The sequence below is a fragment of the Ensifer sp. SSB1 genome (assembly GCF_016652895.1).
Taxonomy (GTDB): Bacteria; Pseudomonadota; Alphaproteobacteria; order Rhizobiales; family Rhizobiaceae; genus Ensifer.
In genome coordinates this window covers 13,875-33,567 of the sequence record NZ_JAEPRP010000026.1, presented here as the reverse complement: position 1 = coordinate 33,567, position 19,693 = coordinate 13,875, and the positions used below count along the sequence as shown (strand labels likewise).

General features: G+C 63.9%; 20 protein-coding genes. 13 read left to right on the top strand and 7 right to left on the bottom strand.

The genetic code is table 11. From position 1 onward, the window contains the following. Nucleotides 1-32: 32 nt before the first annotated feature. Nucleotides 33-1,127 (bottom strand): tRNA (adenosine(37)-N6)-threonylcarbamoyltransferase complex transferase subunit TsaD, encoded by a 1,095-nt coding sequence (gene tsaD, locus I8N66_RS09280; protein WP_113535277.1) that lies wholly within the window; start codon nucleotides 1,125-1,127, stop codon nucleotides 33-35. 74 nt (nucleotides 1,128-1,201) lie between these two features. On the opposite strand from tsaD, the gene hemC reads away from it, so the two are divergent. The 6 genes from hemC (at nucleotide 1,202) to I8N66_RS09250 (ending at nucleotide 7,192) form a co-directional block, all read left to right on the top strand. Next, nucleotides 1,202-2,131 (top strand): hydroxymethylbilane synthase, encoded by a 930-nt coding sequence (hemC, locus tag I8N66_RS09275; RefSeq protein WP_291152693.1) that lies wholly within the window; start codon nucleotides 1,202-1,204, stop codon nucleotides 2,129-2,131. Between the two features lie 3 nt (nucleotides 2,132-2,134). Then, nucleotides 2,135-2,851 carry a uroporphyrinogen-III synthase gene (locus I8N66_RS09270; protein WP_113535279.1) on the top strand — a complete coding sequence of 239 codons (717 nt, stop codon included), beginning with the start codon at nucleotides 2,135-2,137 and terminating at the stop codon, nucleotides 2,849-2,851. Nucleotides 2,852-3,008: 157 nt separating this feature from the next. Next, nucleotides 3,009-4,283: a hypothetical protein gene (locus I8N66_RS09265; protein ID WP_291152688.1), complete on the top strand. Its 1,275-nt coding sequence runs from the start codon at nucleotides 3,009-3,011 to the stop codon at nucleotides 4,281-4,283. Between the two features lie 11 nt (nucleotides 4,284-4,294). Further along, a complete protein-coding gene (locus I8N66_RS09260; RefSeq protein ID WP_291152685.1) occupies nucleotides 4,295-5,941 on the top strand; it encodes a heme biosynthesis protein HemY in 1,647 nt (548 codons plus the stop codon). Nucleotides 5,942-5,967: 26 nt separating this feature from the next. Then, nucleotides 5,968-6,450 carry a TerB family tellurite resistance protein gene (locus tag I8N66_RS09255; protein WP_223725805.1) on the top strand — a complete coding sequence of 161 codons (483 nt, stop codon included), beginning with the start codon at nucleotides 5,968-5,970 and terminating at the stop codon, nucleotides 6,448-6,450. Between the two features lies 1 nt (nucleotide 6,451). Beyond that, nucleotides 6,452-7,192 (top strand): glutamine amidotransferase, encoded by a 741-nt coding sequence (locus tag I8N66_RS09250; RefSeq protein WP_113535283.1) that lies wholly within the window; start codon nucleotides 6,452-6,454, stop codon nucleotides 7,190-7,192. 50 nt (nucleotides 7,193-7,242) lie between these two features. On the opposite strand, the gene I8N66_RS09245 is transcribed toward I8N66_RS09250, so the two are convergent. After that, the gene (locus I8N66_RS09245) at nucleotides 7,243-8,484 is read right to left on the bottom strand and encodes an MFS transporter (protein ID WP_291152679.1); all 1,242 of its coding nucleotides are present in this window, start codon (nucleotides 8,482-8,484) and stop codon (nucleotides 7,243-7,245) included. A gap of 134 nt (nucleotides 8,485-8,618) precedes the next feature. On the opposite strand from I8N66_RS09245, the gene I8N66_RS09240 reads away from it, so the two are divergent. Together I8N66_RS09240 and I8N66_RS09235 are read left to right on the top strand one after the other, a co-directional pair. Then, nucleotides 8,619-8,912: a YggT family protein gene (locus tag I8N66_RS09240; RefSeq protein ID WP_113535285.1), complete on the top strand. Its 294-nt coding sequence runs from the start codon at nucleotides 8,619-8,621 to the stop codon at nucleotides 8,910-8,912. A 2-nt stretch (nucleotides 8,913-8,914) separates the two neighbouring features. After that, nucleotides 8,915-9,232 (top strand): DUF167 domain-containing protein, encoded by a 318-nt coding sequence (locus tag I8N66_RS09235; protein WP_291152675.1) that lies wholly within the window; start codon nucleotides 8,915-8,917, stop codon nucleotides 9,230-9,232. Nucleotides 9,233-9,235: 3 nt separating this feature from the next. Here the strand turns inward: I8N66_RS09235 and ppa are convergent, their stop codons facing one another. Beyond that, nucleotides 9,236-9,769 (bottom strand): inorganic diphosphatase, encoded by a 534-nt coding sequence (gene ppa / locus I8N66_RS09230; protein ID WP_113535287.1) that lies wholly within the window; start codon nucleotides 9,767-9,769, stop codon nucleotides 9,236-9,238. Nucleotides 9,770-9,926: 157 nt separating this feature from the next. On the opposite strand from ppa, the gene I8N66_RS09225 reads away from it, so the two are divergent. Beyond that, complete coding sequence (locus I8N66_RS09225) at nucleotides 9,927-10,526, top strand: hypothetical protein (protein WP_291152671.1); 600 nt, start codon at nucleotides 9,927-9,929, stop codon at nucleotides 10,524-10,526. A 39-nt stretch (nucleotides 10,527-10,565) separates the two neighbouring features. On the opposite strand, the gene I8N66_RS09220 is transcribed toward I8N66_RS09225, so the two are convergent. From I8N66_RS09220 to I8N66_RS09210, 3 genes are all read right to left on the bottom strand, one after another. Next, the gene (locus I8N66_RS09220; protein ID WP_113535288.1) at nucleotides 10,566-11,072 is read right to left on the bottom strand and encodes a GNAT family N-acetyltransferase; all 507 of its coding nucleotides are present in this window, start codon (nucleotides 11,070-11,072) and stop codon (nucleotides 10,566-10,568) included. Nucleotides 11,073-11,275: 203 nt separating this feature from the next. Further along, nucleotides 11,276-13,102, bottom strand: coding sequence for a translational GTPase TypA (typA, locus tag I8N66_RS09215; protein ID WP_113535289.1), 1,827 nt, complete (start codon nucleotides 13,100-13,102; stop codon nucleotides 11,276-11,278). A gap of 199 nt (nucleotides 13,103-13,301) precedes the next feature. Next, entirely contained in the window at nucleotides 13,302-14,867 is a 1,566-nt protein-coding gene (locus tag I8N66_RS09210; RefSeq protein ID WP_291152666.1) for an alkaline phosphatase, read from the bottom strand. A 228-nt stretch (nucleotides 14,868-15,095) separates the two neighbouring features. Between I8N66_RS09210 and I8N66_RS09205 the strand changes: the two genes are divergently transcribed. Further along, nucleotides 15,096-16,436: an amidase gene (locus I8N66_RS09205; protein WP_291152663.1), complete on the top strand. Its 1,341-nt coding sequence runs from the start codon at nucleotides 15,096-15,098 to the stop codon at nucleotides 16,434-16,436. 407 nt (nucleotides 16,437-16,843) lie between these two features. Here the strand turns inward: I8N66_RS09205 and I8N66_RS09200 are convergent, their stop codons facing one another. Next, on the bottom strand, nucleotides 16,844-17,005 hold the full coding sequence (locus I8N66_RS09200) for a hypothetical protein (protein WP_291152660.1): 162 nt from the start codon (nucleotides 17,003-17,005) through the stop codon (nucleotides 16,844-16,846). 243 nt (nucleotides 17,006-17,248) lie between these two features. Here I8N66_RS09200 and I8N66_RS09195 point away from each other — a divergent pair, with 243 nt between their 5' ends. The 3 genes from I8N66_RS09195 to I8N66_RS09185 all read left to right on the top strand — a co-directional run bounded on the left by I8N66_RS09195 (nucleotide 17,249) and on the right by I8N66_RS09185 (nucleotide 19,682). After that, nucleotides 17,249-17,752: a hypothetical protein gene (locus I8N66_RS09195; RefSeq protein WP_291152657.1), complete on the top strand. Its 504-nt coding sequence runs from the start codon at nucleotides 17,249-17,251 to the stop codon at nucleotides 17,750-17,752. A 161-nt stretch (nucleotides 17,753-17,913) separates the two neighbouring features. Then, the gene (locus tag I8N66_RS09190) at nucleotides 17,914-19,047 is read left to right on the top strand and encodes a PspA/IM30 family protein (protein WP_291152654.1); all 1,134 of its coding nucleotides are present in this window, start codon (nucleotides 17,914-17,916) and stop codon (nucleotides 19,045-19,047) included. Nucleotides 19,048-19,052: 5 nt separating this feature from the next. Next, entirely contained in the window at nucleotides 19,053-19,682 is a 630-nt protein-coding gene (locus I8N66_RS09185) for an OB-fold-containig protein (RefSeq protein ID WP_113535293.1), read from the top strand. Nucleotides 19,683-19,693 lie beyond the last annotated feature (11 nt).

Below are 19,693 nucleotides of genomic sequence, written 5' to 3'. Positions count from 1 at the left end.
CCTGAATTGAGTCATGCGCTTGGCTGAACCCCTCATGCCTTCGCGCCGCGTTTGCCGGAGCCAAGCAGTGTCTGGGCTTGGGCGTCGAGCGGCCAGCGCGAGCGCGGCGCCACGTCGAGACCGTCCGCAGCCATGCCCGCCGCCAGGCGTTCGGCGCCGGCCCAGGCGATCATCGCGGCATTGTCAGTGCACAGAGAAAGCGGCGGAGCGATGAAGTCGAAGCCCGATTGCGCGCAGAGGGTCTGCAGCGTCGAACGCAGCACCTGGTTGGCGGCAACGCCACCGGCAACAACCAGAGCCGGACGCGCCACACCGCTGTGTTCCGCCTTGAAGCGCTTCAGGCCGCGGCCGACGCGATCCTTCAGCGTGCGCGAGATCGCCCGCTGGAAGGAGGCGCAGATGTCGGCGATATCCTGCTCCGTCACCGGCTCCAGCGACTGTGCCGCCTGGCGCACTGCCGTTTTCAGCCCCGAGAAGGAGAAATCGAGCCGGGCATCGCCGACGAGCGGCCGCGGAAAATCGAAACGCTGCGGATCACCGGCAAGCGCCGCACGCTCGACCGCCGGGCCACCCGGATAGGGAAGGCCGAGCAGCTTCGCCGTCTTGTCGAAGGCCTCACCGAGCGCATCGTCGATCGTCGTGCCCCAGCGCTCGTATTCGCCGACGCCTTTGACGAGGATCAGTTGCGTATGGCCGCCGGAAACGAGCAGCATCAGATAGGGGAAGGAGAGCCCGTCGGTCAGCCGCGCCGTCAGCGCGTGGCCCTCGAGATGGTTGACGGCATAGAGTGGCTTGCCCGTTGCCCGCGCGATCGCCTTACCCGTCATCAGCCCGACAATCAGACCGCCGATCAGACCGGGACCACTTGTCGCAGCGATGGCATCAATGTCGGCGAGCGTGACGTTGGCGCGCAGCAGCGCCTCCTCGATCAGCGTATCGAGCGCTTCCACATGGGCGCGCGCAGCGATCTCCGGAACGACGCCGCCATAGGCGCTGTGCTCTTCCAGCTGGCTCAGAACGACGTCACCAAGAATGTGGCCCTTGCCGTCGGAATCGCGCAGAATGACGGAAGCGGCGGTTTCGTCGCAGCTTGTTTCTATGCCGAGGATGCGCAGGGGCGGAGACATCAGGGAATACTCAAAGATTGCGGTCGCACCGAAAGGTGGGTACACGGAACTCCGGTAACAATGGATAGCCTTTGATGCAAACAAAACCTTTCCGGATCGGTACGCGCGGCAGCCCGCTGGCGCTCGCTCAAGCCCATGAAACGCGCGATCGTCTCGTAGCGTCACATGGTCTGGCGCCGGAAATGTTCGAGGTCGTCATCCTCTCGACCAAGGGCGACCGCATCACCGACCGCTCGCTCGCCGAGATCGGCGGCAAGGGCCTGTTCACCGAAGAAATCGAGCAGCAATTGCTGTCGGGCGAACTCGATTTCGCCGTACATTCGTCGAAGGACATGCCGACGAAGCTGCCGGACGGGCTCTGTCTTTCCGCCTTCCTGCCGCGCGAGGATATCCGCGACGCCTTCATCGGCCGCACGGCACCGAAACTGATGGAACTGCCAGAGGGCGTGATCGTCGGTTCGTCGTCGCTGCGCCGACAGGCGCTGATCCGCCGGCTGCGCCCGGATATCAATGTCATCACCTATCGCGGCCAGGTCGAGACGCGACTTCGAAAGCTCGCCGAGGGCCAGGTCGATGCGACGCTGCTTGCCTATGCCGGCCTGAAGCGGCTCGGCATGACCGATGTTCCGACCGAACTGCTCGACCCCGCGGATTTCCCGCCGGCCCCGGCGCAGGGCGCGATCTGCATCGAAAGCCGGATCGGCGACAGCCGCATCAACGATCTGCTTGCCGCGATCGACGATGCGCGCACTCACGAAGCGGTCGCCTGCGAGCGTGGCTTCCTCGCGACGCTCGACGGCTCCTGCCGCACGCCGATCGCCGGCCTCGCCACATCGGACGGCACCCTTCTCAGTTTTTCCGGCATGATCCTCACGCCCGACGGCCAGACGCATCATCGCGTCACCATCGAGGGCAAGGCCACCGACGCCGAAGCGCTTGGCCGCAAAGCCGGCGAAAAGGTCCGCGCCAAGGCCGGCCCCGGCTTCTTTGCAAGCTGGACCTGAGCCGTGCGCGTGCTCGTCACCCGGCCGCTTCCCGCCGCCGAGGCGACCGCACGCCGGCTGGAGGCCGCCGGCCATCGGCCGATCCTCCTGCCACTGATGCAGGCTACGCATCTCACTGCCGTCGCGCGCGCAGCGCTCAAGCAGCCATTTGCCGCGATTGCCCTGACGAGCGCCGAAGCGGTTCGGGTCCTCGCATCTTTGGGCGGCGAACTGGAACAGCACCGGAAAACTCCGTGCTTCTGCGTTGGCGAAGCGACAGCGCGGGCAGCGGCGGAACTCGGCTTCACCGACATTCGCGTCGGTGACGGCACCGGCGAAGCACTGGCCGGACTGATCGTTTCGGCCGCCGGCGACACCTTGCCGAAACAGCCCCTCCTCTACCTGACCGGCTCGCCCCGTTCCGACGGTCTCGAAAGCACGCTCCGGCAGCACGACGTCGCGTATCGGGCGATCGAATGCTATCGCATGGAGCCGACCGTGCACCCATCCGGTGCGCTGCAAGACCTCGCATGCACCGACCGGCCCGACGCCGTTCTGCTCTATTCCCGGGAGACGGCCCGGCGGCTGACGACATTGCTGTTGGAGGCCGGCCTGGACGCTCCGTCCCTTGCTCCGCGCTACCTCTGCCTGAGCGCCGCCGTCGCCGAGGCGCTGCCAGGCAACGCCATGTCGCAGATCGCCACAAGGCCCGACGAGGAAAGCCTTTTTAGATTGCTCTAAATGCAAAACGAGAAACGATGCTGGCGATTTTCCGCCCGCATTCCGCGCTAGTTCAGAGCCGATTCGGCCAAAATCGGAACGCAGGGGCTTTCCCTCACCGGTCCGGCTGACTAGGTTTGAGAGAAGAGCCGACAGGCACCAACGGTAAGAGGTCACCATGGTATCGGAAAACCCGCCGCGCCGCTCGAAGTCCGAGAAGGAACCGCTGACGATCGACCTCGAAGCGGAAAAAACCGTTGCGGAGCCGGCCGGGGCCGAAGCATCCCGCGAGACGGTGACGGACGCGGCCGGCGAAAGCATCGCGAGCGAAGCCAAGGCTGAGGACACGGCAACGGACAGCAGCGATAACAGCGCCGCCGGATCCCGACTGGAGGAAGAGATCGAGGAGCAGCGCGCCGATGCCGCCGCAGCCGTCTTCGCCGAAGAGCCGCCGCACGCCGACGCCACCCGTGAGCCGGAACCGGCGCCGCGACAGAAACCGGTATCGAACTCCGGCGCGCTTGCCGCCGGTATCCTCGGTGGCCTCGTGACCCTGCTCGGCTTCGGTGGCCTGCAATATGCCGGCATCGTCCCCGGACTTGGCCCTGACCGTGGCGTCGAGCAGAACATCTCCGGCGAGCTGCAGGCACTGCGCGACCAGATCGCAGCACTCCCCACGCCTGCCGCCGTCATCGACGACACAGCGCTCGAAGGCCGTATCGCCGCCCTCGAGCAATCAGCCGCCCAACCGGGCGCAAACGGCGCACCGAGTGCTGAGGTCGAAACGCTGAAGGCGCAAATCGACAACCTCACCAAGGAGCTTGCAGGCCTGAAGACGACGCTTGCCGATGCGCAACAGACGGCAACCGCCGAGAAGGCGGAGCTTACGAGCCGCATCGAATCTGCCGAGCAGAAGCTCAATGAACCGGCCAACGACATTCAAATGGCCAAGGCCGTCGCGGTCACGGCGCTGAAGTCGGCAATCGACCGCGGCGGGCCGTTCCTTGCCGAACTCGACGCGTTGCGCAGCATCGCGCCGGACGAACAGGCCGTCACGGCTCTCGCCCAGGATGCCCAGGTCGGCGTGCCGACCCGCACCGATCTGCGCCGCGAATTCCCGAAAACCGCCGACGCCATGCTCGACGCCGTCAACCAGCCCGATCCGAACGAGGGTATCTTCGACCGGCTGGTGTCGAGCGCCATGTCCGGCATTCGCGTGCGACCCGTCGGTAGCGTCGAGGGTGAGACACCGGAAGCCGTCATCGCCCGCATCGAGGACAAGCTGAACAATGGCGACCTGAAGGGCGCCGCGCTGGAGTGGGACGGGCTGCCGGATGCCGCCAAACCGGTGGGCGACGCCTTCAAGGCCAGGCTCGACCAGCGTTTGCGTGTCGAAGCCGCGATCGATGCCGCCGTCGCTGCGACGATGGCAAAGCCAGGCACAGCGGGCTGAGGGGACCAGATATGATCCGCATTCTGATTTTCATCCTGATCGTGCTTGGTCTCGGCCTCGGTTTCGCGTGGCTCGCGGACCGACCGGGTGAGCTTTCGCTGATCTGGCAGGGCCAGCTCGTCGAGATGAGCCTGATGCGTGCCGCATCGCTGCTGATCTCGTTGATTGCAGCCGTGCTGATCGCCGTGTGGCTGGTGCGCACCATCTGGCTGTCGCCCCATACCGTCACCCGCTATTTCCGCGCCCGCAAGCGCGACCGCGGCTACCAGGCGCTATCGACCGGCCTGATCGCTGCCGGCGCCGGCGACGCCAACCTCGCCCGCAAGATGACCGCCCGCACCCGCGGATTGATCAGCGCCGACCAGGAGCCTCTGATCCACCTGCTCGAAGCGCAGACCGCGCTGATCGAAGGCAAGTACGACGACGCGCGCCGCAAGTTCGAGCTGATGGCCGACGATCCGGAGACCCGCGAGCTCGGCCTTCGCGGCCTCTATCTCGAAGCCAAACGTCTCGGCGCCCACGAGGCCGCCCGGCAATATGCCGAGCGTGCCGCCGAGAAAGCACCGCACCTGCCCTGGGCAGCACTCGCGACGCTCGACAGCCAGAGCCAGGCCGGCCAATGGGACGATGCGCTCCGTCTTCTCGACCAGAGCCGCGCCGCCCATGTGGTCGAGCGCAAGGAGGCCGACCGCAAGAAGGCCGTGCTCTTGACCGCCCGGGCGATCACGAAACTCGACGGCGACGCGAAGGCGGCCCGCGACGATGCGCTCGCTGCGCTGAAGCTCGACGAACATTTGGTGCCGGCGGCGATGACGGCCGCCAAGGCACTGTTTCGCGAGGACAACCTGCGCAAGGGCGCCTCGATTCTTGAGAAGAACTGGAAGCAGGAGCCGCATCCGGACGTGGCGAGGCTCTACGTACGCGCCCGTGGCGGCGACACCGCCGTCGACCGGTTGAAGCGGGCGCGCAAGCTCGAAGCCTTGAAGCCCAACAATGCCGTGGCGATGGCAGCCGTCGCGGAAGCGGCGCTCGAGGCGCGCGAACTGCTTCTGGCCCGCACCAAGGCGGAAGCGGCCGCCAGGCTCGATCCGACCGAGAGCATCTTCCTGCTGCTCGCCGATATCGAAGAGGCCGATACCGGTGACGAAGGCCGCATCCGCCACTGGATGGCGCAGGCCCTGCGCAGCCCGCGCGACCCGGCCTGGACTGCTGACGGCGTGACCTCGCCGACCTGGCTGCCGGTCTCGCCGGTCAGCGGACGGCTCGATGCCTTCGAATGGCTGGCGCCACCACATACGCTTTCGACCACTGTCGACCACGACCAGTCGAATGCCGACGAGGCGATCCGCAGTCTGCCGCCGGTGGCGGTGGAGCCGCATGCGCACGAACCGACCCCCGTTGCCCGCCGCAGCGAAGCGCCCGTGATCCTCGAGGCCGAGCGTGAGGAGCCGCAACCGCAGCCGATCAAGGTAACGGAACGCAAGCCGTCCGAACCGGTCGCCGACAAGACACCGGTCAAGAAAACGGAGAAGGAAGAGGTTACCAACGGCGAGCACAGGCCTGATCCCTTCTTCGGCCGTCCGCCGGATGATCCCGGCGTGCGCGATCCGGCCACCGGCGAGAAGGTGCCGGAAAAGGCTAGTTTCCGATTGTTCTGAATTCTCAAGGGGCTGTGGCAAAATACATGTTTGAACGCTTACGGACGTTTCTCGACGGCCTGACCGGCCCGGCGACGCGGATAGAGCACGGCGATCCGCGCGTGGCCGTCATCGCCCTCTGTTTCCAGGTGATGGAGGCCGACGGCCGGATTCTTGCGTCGGAACGGCGCAAGATGCGCTCGGTCGTCAAGCAGCACTACAAGCTCGATGACGCCTCCCTTGCCGCGTTGATCGAAGCGGGCGAGACTGCGGAAAGCGAAGCGATCGACTTCTACCAATTCACCGCAGAGCTCAAGCGCCACCTCTCGGAGGAGCAGCGCATCGAACTGGTCGGCATGCTCTGGGATGTCGTCTACGCCGACGGCGAGCGCAGTGAGATGGAAGACCATGTGATCTGGCGCATCGCCGATCTGCTGGGCGTCTCCGGTCGCGACCGGGTGCTGCAGCGACAGGAGGCTGCGGCGAGAAGCGACACCATCGAGGACGCCAAGCCGCAACAGGAAAACTGAAATGCCGATGCCGGACACAAGCGCGCGAAAACCAGTCCTGATCATCCTGCATCAGGAGCGGTCGAGTGCCGGCCGTGTCGGCCAGATTCTGGAGCAGAAGGGGTTTCGGCTCGACATCCGCCGGCCGGCCCTCGGCGACGACCTGCCGCCGACCCTGGAGCACCATAGCGGCACGATCATCTTCGGTGGCCCGATGAGCGCCAATGACGAGGAAGAGTTCGTTCGCCGCGAGATCGACTGGCTTTCAGTCCCGCTCAAGGAGAACAAGCCCTATCTCGGCATCTGCCTCGGCGCGCAGATGCTGGCGCGTAATCTCGGCGGCTCCGTGGCGCCGCATCACGAGGGCATGACCGAGATCGGCTGGTATCCGTTGGTTCCGACCGAGGCCGGCAAGGCGCTGATGGATTGGCCGGCCATGGTCTACCATTTCCACCGGGAAGGCTTCGACCTACCCGCCGGTGCCGAGCTCTTGGCAACCGGCGACACCTACCCCAACCAGGCCTTCCGCTATGGCGACAATGCCTGGGGCATTCAGTTCCACGGCGAGCTCACCCGCGCCATGATGCACCGCTGGGTCGTGCACGGCGCCCACCGCTTCGAGATGCCCGGCGCCCAGGTGGGCAAGGCCCATCTCGACGGCCGCATGCAGCACGACGGACCGCTGCGCACCTGGATGGAAAACTTCCTGGAACTGATCTTCCTGCGCGACGAGCGACCGAAGGCATTTCCGGGAAAACCGTGAAGCGGCTTTCCCTCGGAATGCTTCAGGAGAAATGGCCTGGCGCGCCTCCGTTACTTGTGGTGGTCAGGCACGTCGAGCGTGTCGATCCTGCGCAGTTGCGGGAAGCCGAGCGCCCAAAGGCCTGACACGAGCAGCGTCCCCATGCCGCCAAAGGCAACAGCAAAGACCGCGCCGAAACCCGACGCCATCATGCCGGCGCGGAATTCGCCGAGCTCGTTCGACGCGCCGATGAAGACCATGTTGACCGCATTGACCCGGCCGCGCAGTTCGTCCGGCGTCCAGAGCGTGATCAGGATTTCGCGCACATAGACGGAGATCATGTCGGCGGCGCCCATGACGACGAGCGCGGCAATCGAGATCCACGGCGTCGCCGAAAGACCGAAGATAACCGTGCCGAGCCCGAAGAGCGCGACGCCGGTGAACATGTAGAAGCCTGCCCTGTGCCGGATCGGGTGTGCCGCCAGCCAGACGGCCATGCTGACGGCACCGATGCCCGGAGCCGCGCGCAGGAGGCCGAGCCCCCAGGGGCCGAGATCGAGAATGTCGCGGGCAAAGACCGGCATCAGTGCAACCGCACCGCCGAGCAGCACGGCGAAGAGATCGAGCGATATCGCGCCCAGAACCACCTTCTCGGCCTTGATGTAGCGGAAGCCGGCGGTGATCGTGTCCCAGCTCTGGCCAGAGGCCTGCGTGCGCGTCGCCGGCTTCGGGATGGCAAAGACCATCAGTGCGGAGGCAAGGAAGAAGCAGACGCCGACGGCGTAGGGCACGACGGCGCCGAGCGCATAGATCAGGCCGCCCGCGACCGGGCCGACGATCACCGCTGTCTGCCAGGACGTGGAATTCCAGGCGATCGCATTGGGCAGATCTTCGGGTGGTACGAGATTGGGCGCCAGCGATTGCGACGCCGGCGCGAGAAAGGCGCGCTCGATGCCGAAGACGACCAGGATCGCGTAGACCGGCCAGGGTGAAAACAATCCCGATACGGTCAGCAGCAACAGCGCTGTGGCGCAGAGTGTGCTGACGACCATGCAGATGCCCATGATCATGCGCCGGTTGTAGCGGTCCGCTGCTGCGCCGGTGACGAGGATCAGCACGAGGGACGGCAGAAACTGGAAGAGACCGATCAGGCCGAGATCGAAGGGATCACGCGTCAGATCGTAGATCTGCCAGCCGACAGCCACCGAAATGATCTGGATCGCGAAGTAAGCCAGGAAGCGCGAGAAGAAGTAGCGGCGATAACCGACATGCCGAAAGGCGGCAAAACGATGCGAGGCATGAACGGCGGACATGCGGAAGAGACTCCTACTCAGGGTCGGATATCACGCGTTCTCACGTTAAACATGATCGCGCCCGTTAATCCGGCGTACTTGCTCGTTTAGGTCTCAATGTCTACATGTCTGTCAATAACGAATTGGAGACCGGCATGCTTGCTGTCATCGGCACCTTGAACTTCATCATCAACATCGCGTGGTTTCTGGTCATCGCGTCGGCCATCTTTTCCTGGCTCTATGCGTTCAACGTCATCAACGTGAACAACCAGGCGATCAACATGATCGGCCGCTCGCTCTACCAGCTGACGGAGCCGCTCTATCGCCCGATCCGTCGCGTGCTGCCCGACATGGGCGGCGTGGACCTGTCGCCCCTGGTCGTGCTGGTGATCCTCTATTTCATCCAGCTCTTCCTGAATACGACGATCGCACAGGCGCTGCTTGGCTGACGATGGCCAATCCGGCCTTCAGCGCGCATGGCGATCACATTCGCCTGACGGTGCGCCTGACGCCAAACGGCGGCCGCGACGCCATTGATGGCCTGGAAGCGGCTGCCGACGGAGAAGAACATCTGAAAGTGCGTGTCAGCGCAGTTCCGGAGAAAGGCAAGGCCAACCAGGCGCTGGTTGCCTTTCTCGCGAAGAAGCTCGGGCTTGCCAAGAGCAGGCTCTCCCTCATCTCAGGCGATACGCAGCGTAAAAAAATCCTCCGGATCGATGGCGATCCGGAGGACTTGATGAGGCGTCTTGCCGAGCTGATCGGCAGGTAAAGCTTACTTAGCGCCCTTGGCGCGCTCGACGGCTTCCTTGATCAGCTGACGGGCGACGGATGCGTCTTTCCAGCCGAAAATCTTCACCCACTTGCCGGGCTCCAGATCCTTGTAGTGCTCGAAGAAGTGCTCAATCTGCTTGAGCGTGATTTCCGGCAGGTCGGTGTATTCATGCACCTTGTCGTAGCGCTGGGTCAGATGACCCGACGGAACGGCGATGATCTTTTCATCCTGGCCGGAGTTGTCTTCCATCATCATCACGCCGATCGGGCGGACGTTGATGACGCAACCCGGAACCAGCGGACGGGTGTTGCAGATCAGAACGTCGATCGGGTCGCCGTCATCCGAGAGCGTGTGCGGGACGAAGCCGTAGTTGCCCGGATAGGTCATCGGCGTGTAGAGGAAGCGGTCGACAACCAGCGTGCCGGCTTCCTTGTCCATCTCGTACTTGATCGGATGGCCGCCGACGGGAACTTCAACGATGACGTTGACATCTTCTGGTGGATTCTTTCCGATGGAAATCGCGTCGATGCGCATGGACTACTCCAGGGTCAGTTGGGAAGTTTGCCCGTCGGATAAAGGGAAACATGCCGCGATGCAACATAACTTTCGTCCGTAGCGCAGATTCAAGCGGTCGTTTCGCGCCGTCGAAGCAACCTCCACAGGCCCCAGTTCTCGTTCGATGGAGTTCACGATGATCGGAAAGGTTGCAGGCCTGGCGCTGCTTTTGCTGTCTGCAGGGCCTGTCTTGGCCAATGAGAGCGTCTACACCGACATCGGCCGCGACAAGTGCAAGACGATAGCGGAAGAGGAAGGGATGTACGCTCTGATGACCTGTGCCGGTCATGCGGACTATCCTGTTCGGTTCAAGGAAGCCGACATTCGCCAGAGCGTCTCGTTCGGTCACCTGAACCAACGCTACAGCGACGACGCATTCGAGAGCTTCATTCCGTTCAACCACGCCGGCACGACCGTGGAGTGGCGGGTAGCAAAGGATGGCAAGGCCGTCGCGACAATCCTGCGCTGGTTCATCGAGAACACAGACGCGTCGGGCGCTTCCGTCCCGGAACTCCAGGGGCAGGTCCTTGTCGTCTCCAAGGTCGCGCAGAAGGATGACGGCAAGGGCTGCGTCGCCGGTTATGTCGATGCGCTAACCAATCCCGATCCGAACACGCTTGCCCGCAAGGTCGCCGACGAGGTGGCGCCGACCTTCCGCTGCGGCGTCGACAATCCTGCCTACCATGGCACGCGCGGTGACAAGGCAGCCGATCCCAACAATGAGCTTCCGGAATAGGCCTGCGATTTCAATGATGTTGCCGCAAGGGGGCGGCGATCAGTTCCAGGCGAAGCCGACCTTCTTCAGGTGCTTGTCGCCGAAATCTTCCATGCCTTCGGCGATATCGCTGCCGCCGGCACCCTGGAAAAACTGGTAGGCGTGCTCGCTGTCTTCGAGGCACCAGACGACGAGGCCACGGCAGCCGAGCGACCTCAGCAGGCTCTTGGCCTCGCCGAAGAGGACGCGCCCGAGACCGATGCCCTGATACTCTGGCCGGAGATAGATCTCGTAGATCTCGCCCTCCTGCGGCAGGGCCTTGGCGCGGCTGAGGCCGAGCGTTGCATAGCCTGCAATGGTCCCGGCCACATCGACCACGAGCAGCGTCGCAGGACCGCGGGTCGCCTTGCGCCACCATGTCTCGTCACGACGATTGACCATCTGCACCAGGGGACGATGGGGGATGAGACCGCCATAGGCCTGCAGCCACGAAACGCGGTGCACATCGGCAATTGCCGACGCTTCCTGCGGCTCTCCGGGCCGAATCTCTATCGAAACAGTCTTCATGACTCGCGACTCTAAACGCACACAGGACGAACAGGAATCCCGCCCGGTTGCCGGCCAGCGTTAACCCACAGGCAACTTTAACGGCACCCTGTGGAAGGTTAACGCCTTTTTAACTTTATCCGCAAGTCGCCCATCCGTGGCACACACAGCAAAAAACCCCGGATCGCTCCGGGGTTTTTTAAGGCTTGGTAATTTCAGGATGCTCAGGCCGCGCCGGCGGTGCGGGCCTTTTCGAAGCGCTTGCGCTCGTTCGGGTCCAGGTGCAGCTTGCGCAGACGGATCGACTTCGGCGTGACTTCGACCAGTTCGTCGTCCTGAATCCAGGACAGCGCCCGCTCGAGCGTCATACGGATCGGCGGCGTCAGCTTGACGGCTTCGTCCTTGCCCGATGCGCGCATGTTGGTGAGCTTCTTGCCCTTCAACACGTTGACTTCGAGGTCGTTGTCGCGGGTGTGGATGCCGATGATCATACCGGCATAAACCTTCTCGCCGGCGTCGATGATCATCGGGCCGCGGTCTTCCAGGTTGAACATGGCATAGGCGACGGATTCGCCGGCATCGTTGGAGAGCAGCACGCCGTTGACGCGGCCGCCGATCTCGCCCTTGTACGGCTGGTAGGCATGGAACAGACGGTTCATGACCGCAGTGCCGCGCGTATCCGTCAAGAGTTCCGACTGGTAGCCGATCAGGCCGCGGGTCGGAGCGAAGAACACCAGGCGGACGCGATTGCCGCCGGACGGACGCAGCTCGACCATTTCGGCCTTGCGCTCGGACATCTTCTGAACGACGACGCCGGAATGCTCCTCGTCGACGTCGATGACCACTTCTTCGATCGGCTCGAGCAGCTGACCGTTGTCATCCTTGTGCATGACCACGCGCGGACGCGACACGGCCAGTTCGAAGCCTTCGCGGCGCATGGTTTCGATCAGAACCGCGAGCTGCAATTCGCCGCGACCGGACACGAAGAACGAATCCTTCTCGGAGGATTCCTCGATCTTGAGCGCGACGTTGCCTTCAGCTTCCTTGAACAGACGGTCGCGGATGACACGACTCGTGACCTTGTCGCCTTCGGTGCCGGCAAGCGGGCTGTCGTTGACGATGAACGACATGGTGACGGTCGGCGGGTCGATCGGCTGTGCCGTCAGTGCTTCGGTGACCGACGGGTCGCAGAAGGTGTCGGCGACGGTGCCCTTGGTCAGGCCGGCGATCGCAACGATGTCACCTGCCTGCGCTTCTTCGATCGGCTGACGCTCGATGCCGCGGAAGGCGAGGATCTTCGAGATACGGCCGGTTTCGAGCAGCTTGCCGTCCTGGCCGAGGACCTTGACCGCCTGGTTCGGCTTGACCGAGCCCGAGTGAACGCGACCGGTGATGATGCGGCCGAGGAAGGGGTTGGCTTCAAGGATCGTGCCGATCATGCGGAACGGGCCTTCGGCAACCGTCGGCTCCGGCACATGCTTGAGCACGAGGTCGAGAAGCGGGGCCATGCCCTGGTCCTTCGGACCTTCCGGCGCAACGTTCATCCAGCCATCGCGGCCCGAACCGTAGAGGATCGGGAAGTCGAGCTGCTCGTCGGAGGCATCGAGGTTGGCGAAGAGGTCGAAAACTTCGTTGATGACTTCCTCGTGGCGGCCATCCGGGCGGTCGATCTTGTTGATCGCGACGATCGGCTTCAGGCCGACCTTCAGCGCCTTGCCGACAACGAACTTCGTCTGCGGCATCGGGCCTTCGGAAGCATCGACGAGAACGATAGCGCCGTCCACCATCGACAGGATGCGCTCGACTTCGCCGCCGAAGTCGGCGTGGCCGGGGGTGTCGACGATGTTGATGCGCGTTCCCTTCCATTCGACCGACGTCGCCTTGGCAAGAATGGTGATGCCGCGTTCTTTTTCGATGTCGTTGGAGTCCATGACGCGTTCGGCAACGCGCTGGTTTTCGCGGAACGAGCCCGACTGCTTCAGGAGCTCGTCAACAAGGGTCGTTTTCCCATGGTCAACGTGCGCGATAATCGCGATGTTACGAATGCTCATTTTTCGTCTCGGAGGTTCAGGGCAAGCCCCGATGGGCCACGCCGCTTTTTCAATGGTCGCGCTCATACAGGTTTTTTTGCGATTGCGAAAGGGGGCGCGCGCATGAGCGTCGCGGTCAAATGCCGGTAGGCCATGGGTTTGCACCCGCCAGGGGTCTGGAAATCAGGGTTTGGAAAGCTGCCGGCTGTTACCAGATTCGTCATGCAATCGCAGCCGGATCGAGCGTCACGCGCCAGAGTTCCTGGTCCTGTCGGTCCATCAGACGCACGGTCATCTGCTGTGTCTGGCCGTTGATATCGACGATGCCGAAGAACTGCAGGCCGGCCGATGGCGGCAGGTTGCTGTCGATGCCGCCACCCGACGCCTTGATGAAACGAACCTCGGGGCCGAAGGTCATGTCGAGCTCCTTCGGCCCGTAGGTACCGGAGTGAAGCGGCCCCGACACGAACTCCCAGAAAGGCGAGAAATCCTTGAAGGCGGCACGCGCGGGGTCGTAGCGGTGCGCGGCAGTATAATGCACGTCCGCCGTCAGCCAGACGAGATTGTCGATGGCATTGTCGCGGATGAAGCGTAGGAGATCGGCAAACTCCAGCTCACGACCGGCAGGCGCGCCATTGTCGCCGTTGGCGATCGCATCCGAGCCGCGCCTGTTGGCGTAATCGTCCCAGACGACGAGACCGATCGGCATGTCGCAGGCGATCACCTTCCAGACCGCGCGCGAGGCTGCAAGTTCGCGCTTCAGCCAATCCGCCTGCCGCCAGCCGAACAGCGCGCCGCCACCGTCCTCGCTTTGGTTGGCGCCGCGATAGGAGCGCAGATCGACGAAGAACACATCGAGCAGCGGGCCGTAGCCGACCTTGCGGAAGATGCGGCCGGGTTGTGTCGCCGGCGTGCGGATCGGCGTCATTTCATGGAAAGCCCGGGCGGCCCGCTCCGCGTAGACGGCAACGTCCTTTTCCGGGTATCGCGCGTCGTCGCGAAGATCGGTCGAGGCCGACCAGTTGTTCAGGACCTCATGATCGTCCCACTGGTAGAAGGTGGGGCAGACGGCATTCAGCTGCCGGACATGATCGTCGAGCAGATTGTATTTCCATTGCCCGCGATATTCTTCCAGTGTGCGCGCCACGTCGCGCTTCTCGTGGGTCACCACCCGGTTCTTCCAGACGCCCCCGTCGCGCAATGCGATTTCATCCGGGATCGGGTTGTCGGCATAGATTGTATCGCCGGAATGAATGAAGAAGTCCGGCTCGTGCAGCCGCATCGTCGAATAGGTCTTCATGCCGACATCGTCGATGCCCCAGCCCTGGCCGGCGGTGTCGCCGGACCAGACGAAACGGACCGAGCGCTTGCGCAAGGGGGCCGTGGGAAACCGGCCGACCACCGGCTCGGAGACGCGGTTGACATCGTAGAGATCGGTGGCGGTGAAGCGGTAGAAGATGTCCTGATCCGGCAGCAGCCCATCGAGCGAGCACTTGACCGCACAATCGGTTTGCGGCGTCGCCGTGAGATCGGCAAGACGAAAGGAATTGGAGAAGCTCTCCGTGGTCGAATACTCGACCGAAACCTTCGACGGCCGATCCACCCGCGTCCAGATCATCCCGGAAGAGGTATCGACATCGCCCGATTGTACGCCGTGAATGAATTCTGGCCGGCCGTAGCCGCGCGCATAGAAGGGGGTCGCAAGGCCCGATGAGGCCACGAAGCCCGCGGCACCGGCGGAAAAGAGGAAAGAACGCCTTGAAAGCGTCTTGAGAATATCGGCCAAACAGACCTCCGATTCGGCAGCGCGACCGCGCGAGCCGGACCTTTGGTCACCCCGATGTCAGCGACGTAACAGGGGCATGAAACTATTTGAACGGTTTGGCGACAGTTCGGTGAAGGTCGGCGCCGGCCGCGGCGACAATGGCACGATGGCAATCGCCACCAATGCTGCTATCAAGGTGACCGTCGTTGACCTCGGTGAACCTAGGCAACGACCCCGCCCCGGACGCCGATGGCGGCCCCTATTCGACAGGTGATCATCGTGCCCCACGCCGCCAACGTCTCCGTCCGCGACCGCCTGGAACAGATCCTGAGCTGGCTCAACGATCGCCGGCACGAGGAAAAGGCTTTCGTCCGCCTCTATGAAGAGAGCGCGCACCGCGAGGCCGACGCAGCCGACCGTCGCCGGCAGGCGGGGGACAGCCTTGGGCCGCTCGACGGCAAGATCGTTTCGATCAAGGACCTGCTGGATGTCGCCGGCGAACCGACGCTTGCCGGCTCCATCATTCGCCGCGGCGCGCCGCCGGCCCAAGAAGACGCGCTCGTTGTCCAGCGGCTGCGTGCTGCCGGCGCCGTGATCATCGGCAAAACGCATATGACAGAGTTCGCCTTCACGGCGGTCGGCCTCAATCCGCACTACCCCGTGCCCGGCAACGCCGCCGACGAAAGCCTGATCCCCGGTGGCTCGTCCTCTGGCGCCGGTGTCTCGGCGGCCGAAGGCACCTGCGACATCGCCATCGGCTCCGACACCGGCGGCTCCATCCGCATCCCTGCGGCGCTGAACGGCATCGTCGGCTTTAAGCCGACGGCGAACCGCATCCCGCTCGATGGCGCCTTTCCGCTCTCGCCGGTTCTGGATTCGCTCGGACCGCTCGCCCGGACCGTTGCCGACTGCGTTGCAGCTGACGCCGTGATGGCCGGCGAGCAACCAAAACCGCCCGTCGGCCGTTCGATCGCAGGCCTACGGATCGGCATCCCCCGCGGCAGGTTGTTTGAAGACCTCTCCCCCGAAGTCGCCGATGCCTTCGCGGCAAGCCTCGACCGGTTGGAGAAAGCGGGGGCTGAGATCTTCGACTGTACCATCGACGACTTGATCGAAAAACTCGGCGAAGCGACACGCATCGGCTCGATTGCGGGCCTGGAGGCAAGCCGCGTCCACGCGGACTGGCTGGGCGACGAGACCGCCCCCGTCGACGACAGGGTCAAGGTCTCGCTTCGCCGCCGGATCTTGGTGGCCGACGCAGCGATCTCGGCCCTACTGCAAACCCGGCATGCGCTCACCCTCGCCATGGACGAGCGGCTTTCGCCCTATGACCTCATCGCACTGCCGACGACGCCGATTGCCGCCGTGTCGATTGCCAGCGTCGACAACGACGCCAAAGAATACGACCGCGTGGAAAGTCTGCTGCTGCGCAACTGCCAGGTCGCCAACCAGTTCGATCTGACCGCCATCACCCTGCCGATGCCGGGCCTCGCGCGTCCGGCTGGACTGATGCTGGTGGGGAGAAACGGAACCGATGCGACCGTCCTATCCGTCGCTCTTTCGGCCGAAGCGTTGCTGCAGGAAAACTGAGCAGCAGCCGGTGGTCATGCCACCGCCCGTCGGCCTGTAAGCAGGCCGGGGCGGCAGTCGTTACGGACAAGGGTGCCGGAGCGACGATCGTGCCGTCCAATCAGGATCCGCGAAGCCCTGTCCTCTGCCGCCGCGCGCCCGCCTACGGGCGCATAGCGTCAACGCTTCAGGGCGCGAAGGATCAGCCATACGGGCACATCGATGACCAGCAAAATCACTGCCCAATGCCAGATCGAAATTGTCATCATGCGCCTCGCCCCTTGTGCTGGCGACGCGCATCCCGAACTCTCTCGGAAAGGTCGATGTCGCCGGCTAGAACCGGGCGAAGACAGGATGTTTCCTCGCCGATTCGCAACCGATGGTGGATCAGCCCGGAGGGGTAGCCCGCCGGGGAGACGCGCCCTGCTTCAATGCATCGTTTCGCCGGAGATCTCGTCGCTCAGGATGCGGAAGGCATCTTCAAGGGCAGCGACCAGCACGTCGGTCAGTTCGTCGCCGTCATTGTTCGCGAGATAGCAGGCAACCATCGAATCGGATGGATCGCGGTAATGCTCGATATCGTTTGACATATCATTGTCCTTTATTCGCCGTGTCACATCCCGGCCATTGAGGTGACGATAGGCGAAGGGACTTGCGTAAAGCTGGATGCATGATGTCCGGCAAAGGGCATTCTGCACGCAACGTCGCGTTACTCTCCCTGCGTTCCCTAACGACGTCGGCCGACAAAGGATAGAGGATAGCGACCTATTTCGCTCGCGCCGGGCGGCCGAGCACGCTAGAGCATGTCGCGAACGAACGGCGCGGGAATGAGCATGTCGAAGAAAACCAAGAGCGACGAAACCGCGGACGTGCAGCGCCTGAAGCTCGATTTCCCTGATATCTACGCGGATCTCATCGCCGGGCGCATCCCGTCGCTGCGCAAGGCGCTTATCGTGGCAGGGCTCAAGGACGAGCGCACGCGCCTCGACAAGCTCAAGAATTCCTGGACCAAGGCAAGCCCGGCCGAGCGTGAAACGTTCCTCAATTGGCTGAGCAGCAACGGCGCCGCTGACGGGCTTGCTCCGCGCGCTCAAATCGATCCACCGCTTGCAGCGCCCCCGGCGATTGCCAGCGGTCGCTACCTGCTTCCCGAAACGATCGCCGAAATCCGCACGATCATGAACCGCCGCCGGATGCGGGCGAACGACATCATGGCCGAGATGGGATTTGCCGGCGACGACCTGTCCCTCACCCGCGCCCTGTCGAAGGGCGCGAGCCTGCGGCTCTCGGTGATTGCCGCGCTGGAAACCTGGCTGCGCAACAACGCGGCGGAATAAAACCCACCAGTCAATCGTCCGCTGTCGACGCCCCATTTCTCCGCCGCTGCAACCCGCATTGCCGGCGCCGCGACCGTTGCGCGCGTTCAGCAGAAGAGAATTGCAACTTAAACCTGAGCAGATCCTTGAAAGCACGAAAGCGGTGCTTTATGTAATTGAGCATGGCTCAGAGCAACCACACGTCGATCTTGCGCTACGATCTCGCGCCAGACGAGGAGGCCAGACACGCGCTGGAGGAAACCTTCGTTGCCTACGCCAACATGCTGGCAATGCTCGAAGAACTCACGGGTGAAAAGGCGGGCGCCAATCTCGTAACGCTGCACGAGCTTGCCTACGAAACAGTCCGGGAGCGAACCGGGCTTCCGGCGCGGATGGTCACGCTGGGGTTGCGCGACTTCGCGGCGAACCGGGGACAGCCGGCCAGCACCGAAAGGCTGCCGCTGGACGACAAGCTTTTTGCAATCAAGGGACCGTCGGATCTGACCGTCGCCACCGTGCGCGGTCGCGTCGCGATCCCATACGATGTCGCCGGCTATTCGTCCGGCACCTTGAATATCTTCGCCGCCCAGCTCGTTGCACAAAACGGCGGCTATCAGATCCACATCGGCGTCACCACGCATTCCGACCGAACGGAGAAGAAAATGATGACGAATGAAGGCATCCTATCTCGCATGGGCCGCTTGATTGCCGGTCTCGCCAATGCCGCCGTCGACAAGGCTGAAGGCAGCAACAAGATCGTAATCGTCGAACAGGCGCTCCGCGAAATCGACGCGGCCGCGGAAGAGGCCCGGGTCGATATCGGCCAGGCCCGCGCCGAGGAGTATCGCATCCTCAGCCGCCGCGATGAAATCGGCGCCGATCTCGAGAAACTGGACGAAAAAATCCGGACTGCGATCTCCGCTGCCCGGGAAGACCTCGCCAAAGCCGGCGTCGCGCGCCAGATCGATCTGGAATCGCAACTCGCCGCCCTGGACAAGGCGCTCGCCGGCGCCCGCACCGATCTCGAAGAGGGCCAGCAGGCCCTGCAGGCGGTGCTTGCCACCCGCCGCGAGGCCGAGGCGCGGCTTGCCGATCTCAAGCGCAGCATCGCCCAGTTCCCCGAGAGCAAAGCTTCGGGTCTGGCAAAGGCCAGCCCGGCGGACGGTGCTGCCCGCGCCGCCGCCGCCGTCTCCCGCGCCACCGGCGTTCCGGGCGGAGATCATGGCGGCAGCGCCGAACTGGACGAACTGGACCGCCTGCATCGAGACAGGGCAATCGAGGCAAGGCTGGCCGCGCTCAAGGCAAAGCAGCACTAACGCCCATGCTGTCTTTCCTCGCCCCGGAATCTCTGCCATTCGCGATTGCGGCGGTGATGCTGGCCGCCTTTACCGGCATCGAGATCCTCTGCCTGCTGCTCGGCTTTTCGCTGGGCGAGGCGATCGACAAGGCCTGGCTGGACGACCACAACGCGCTGGGCGGGCTGATGTCCTGGTTCAATGTCGGCGGCGTGCCGCTGCTTGTCCTCTTGATGCTCTTCCTCGGCCTCTTCGCCATGACCGGGTTTGTCATCCAGGCGGTGGCCGGGGCCCTGTGGGCGCCGCTGCCGGCGCTTGTCGCGGCCCTGCCGGCGCTCGCTCTCTCGCTACCCGCGGTTCGCGTGTCGAGCCGTTGGGTGGCAAGGATCGTCCCACGTGACGAAAGCTATGTGGTCGATCTCGGCGATTTCGTCGGCCGCAGCGGCGAAGTCACCGTCGGTCCGCTGGACCAGGGCCTGCCGGGACGCATCCGCCTCAAGGACCGCCACGGCAACTGGCATGTGCTGCGCGCACGCGCCGCCCGCAACGAGCAACCGATCGCCATCGGCGCACAGGTGCTCGTCGTGGATCGCGTGTCCAACATTTTCATTGCGATATCCGCGCCGTCAGACCTGCTGACGCCGCCCAATCCTTAATACTCCCACTC

What these genes read in the sequence shown, in the direction of transcription:
- tsaD (WP_113535277.1), bottom strand. Translation starts at nt 1,127, where the DNA reads ATGTCTCCGCCCCTGCGCATCCTCGGCATAGAAACAAGCTGCGACGAA.
- hemC (WP_291152693.1), top strand. Translation starts at nt 1,202, where the DNA reads ATGCAAACAAAACCTTTCCGGATCGGTACGCGCGGCAGCCCGCTGGCG.
- I8N66_RS09265 (WP_291152688.1), top strand. Translation starts at nt 3,009, where the DNA reads ATGGTATCGGAAAACCCGCCGCGCCGCTCGAAGTCCGAGAAGGAACCG.
- I8N66_RS09260 (WP_291152685.1), top strand. Translation starts at nt 4,295, where the DNA reads ATGATCCGCATTCTGATTTTCATCCTGATCGTGCTTGGTCTCGGCCTC.
- I8N66_RS09255 (WP_223725805.1), top strand. Translation starts at nt 5,968, where the DNA reads ATGTTTGAACGCTTACGGACGTTTCTCGACGGCCTGACCGGCCCGGCG.
- I8N66_RS09250 (WP_113535283.1), top strand. Translation starts at nt 6,452, where the DNA reads ATGCCGATGCCGGACACAAGCGCGCGAAAACCAGTCCTGATCATCCTG.
- I8N66_RS09245 (WP_291152679.1), bottom strand. Translation starts at nt 8,484, where the DNA reads ATGTCCGCCGTTCATGCCTCGCATCGTTTTGCCGCCTTTCGGCATGTC.
- I8N66_RS09240 (WP_113535285.1), top strand. Translation starts at nt 8,619, where the DNA reads ATGCTTGCTGTCATCGGCACCTTGAACTTCATCATCAACATCGCGTGG.
- I8N66_RS09235 (WP_291152675.1), top strand. Translation starts at nt 8,915, where the DNA reads ATGGCCAATCCGGCCTTCAGCGCGCATGGCGATCACATTCGCCTGACG.
- ppa (WP_113535287.1), bottom strand. Translation starts at nt 9,769, where the DNA reads ATGCGCATCGACGCGATTTCCATCGGAAAGAATCCACCAGAAGATGTC.
- I8N66_RS09225 (WP_291152671.1), top strand. Translation starts at nt 9,927, where the DNA reads ATGATCGGAAAGGTTGCAGGCCTGGCGCTGCTTTTGCTGTCTGCAGGG.
- I8N66_RS09220 (WP_113535288.1), bottom strand. Translation starts at nt 11,072, where the DNA reads ATGAAGACTGTTTCGATAGAGATTCGGCCCGGAGAGCCGCAGGAAGCG.
- typA (WP_113535289.1), bottom strand. Translation starts at nt 13,102, where the DNA reads ATGAGCATTCGTAACATCGCGATTATCGCGCACGTTGACCATGGGAAA.
- I8N66_RS09205 (WP_291152663.1), top strand. Translation starts at nt 15,096, where the DNA reads ATGGCGGCCCCTATTCGACAGGTGATCATCGTGCCCCACGCCGCCAAC.
- I8N66_RS09200 (WP_291152660.1), bottom strand. Translation starts at nt 17,005, where the DNA reads ATGTCAAACGATATCGAGCATTACCGCGATCCATCCGATTCGATGGTT.
- I8N66_RS09195 (WP_291152657.1), top strand. Translation starts at nt 17,249, where the DNA reads ATGTCGAAGAAAACCAAGAGCGACGAAACCGCGGACGTGCAGCGCCTG.
- I8N66_RS09190 (WP_291152654.1), top strand. Translation starts at nt 17,914, where the DNA reads ATGGCTCAGAGCAACCACACGTCGATCTTGCGCTACGATCTCGCGCCA.
- I8N66_RS09185 (WP_113535293.1), top strand. Translation starts at nt 19,053, where the DNA reads ATGCTGTCTTTCCTCGCCCCGGAATCTCTGCCATTCGCGATTGCGGCG.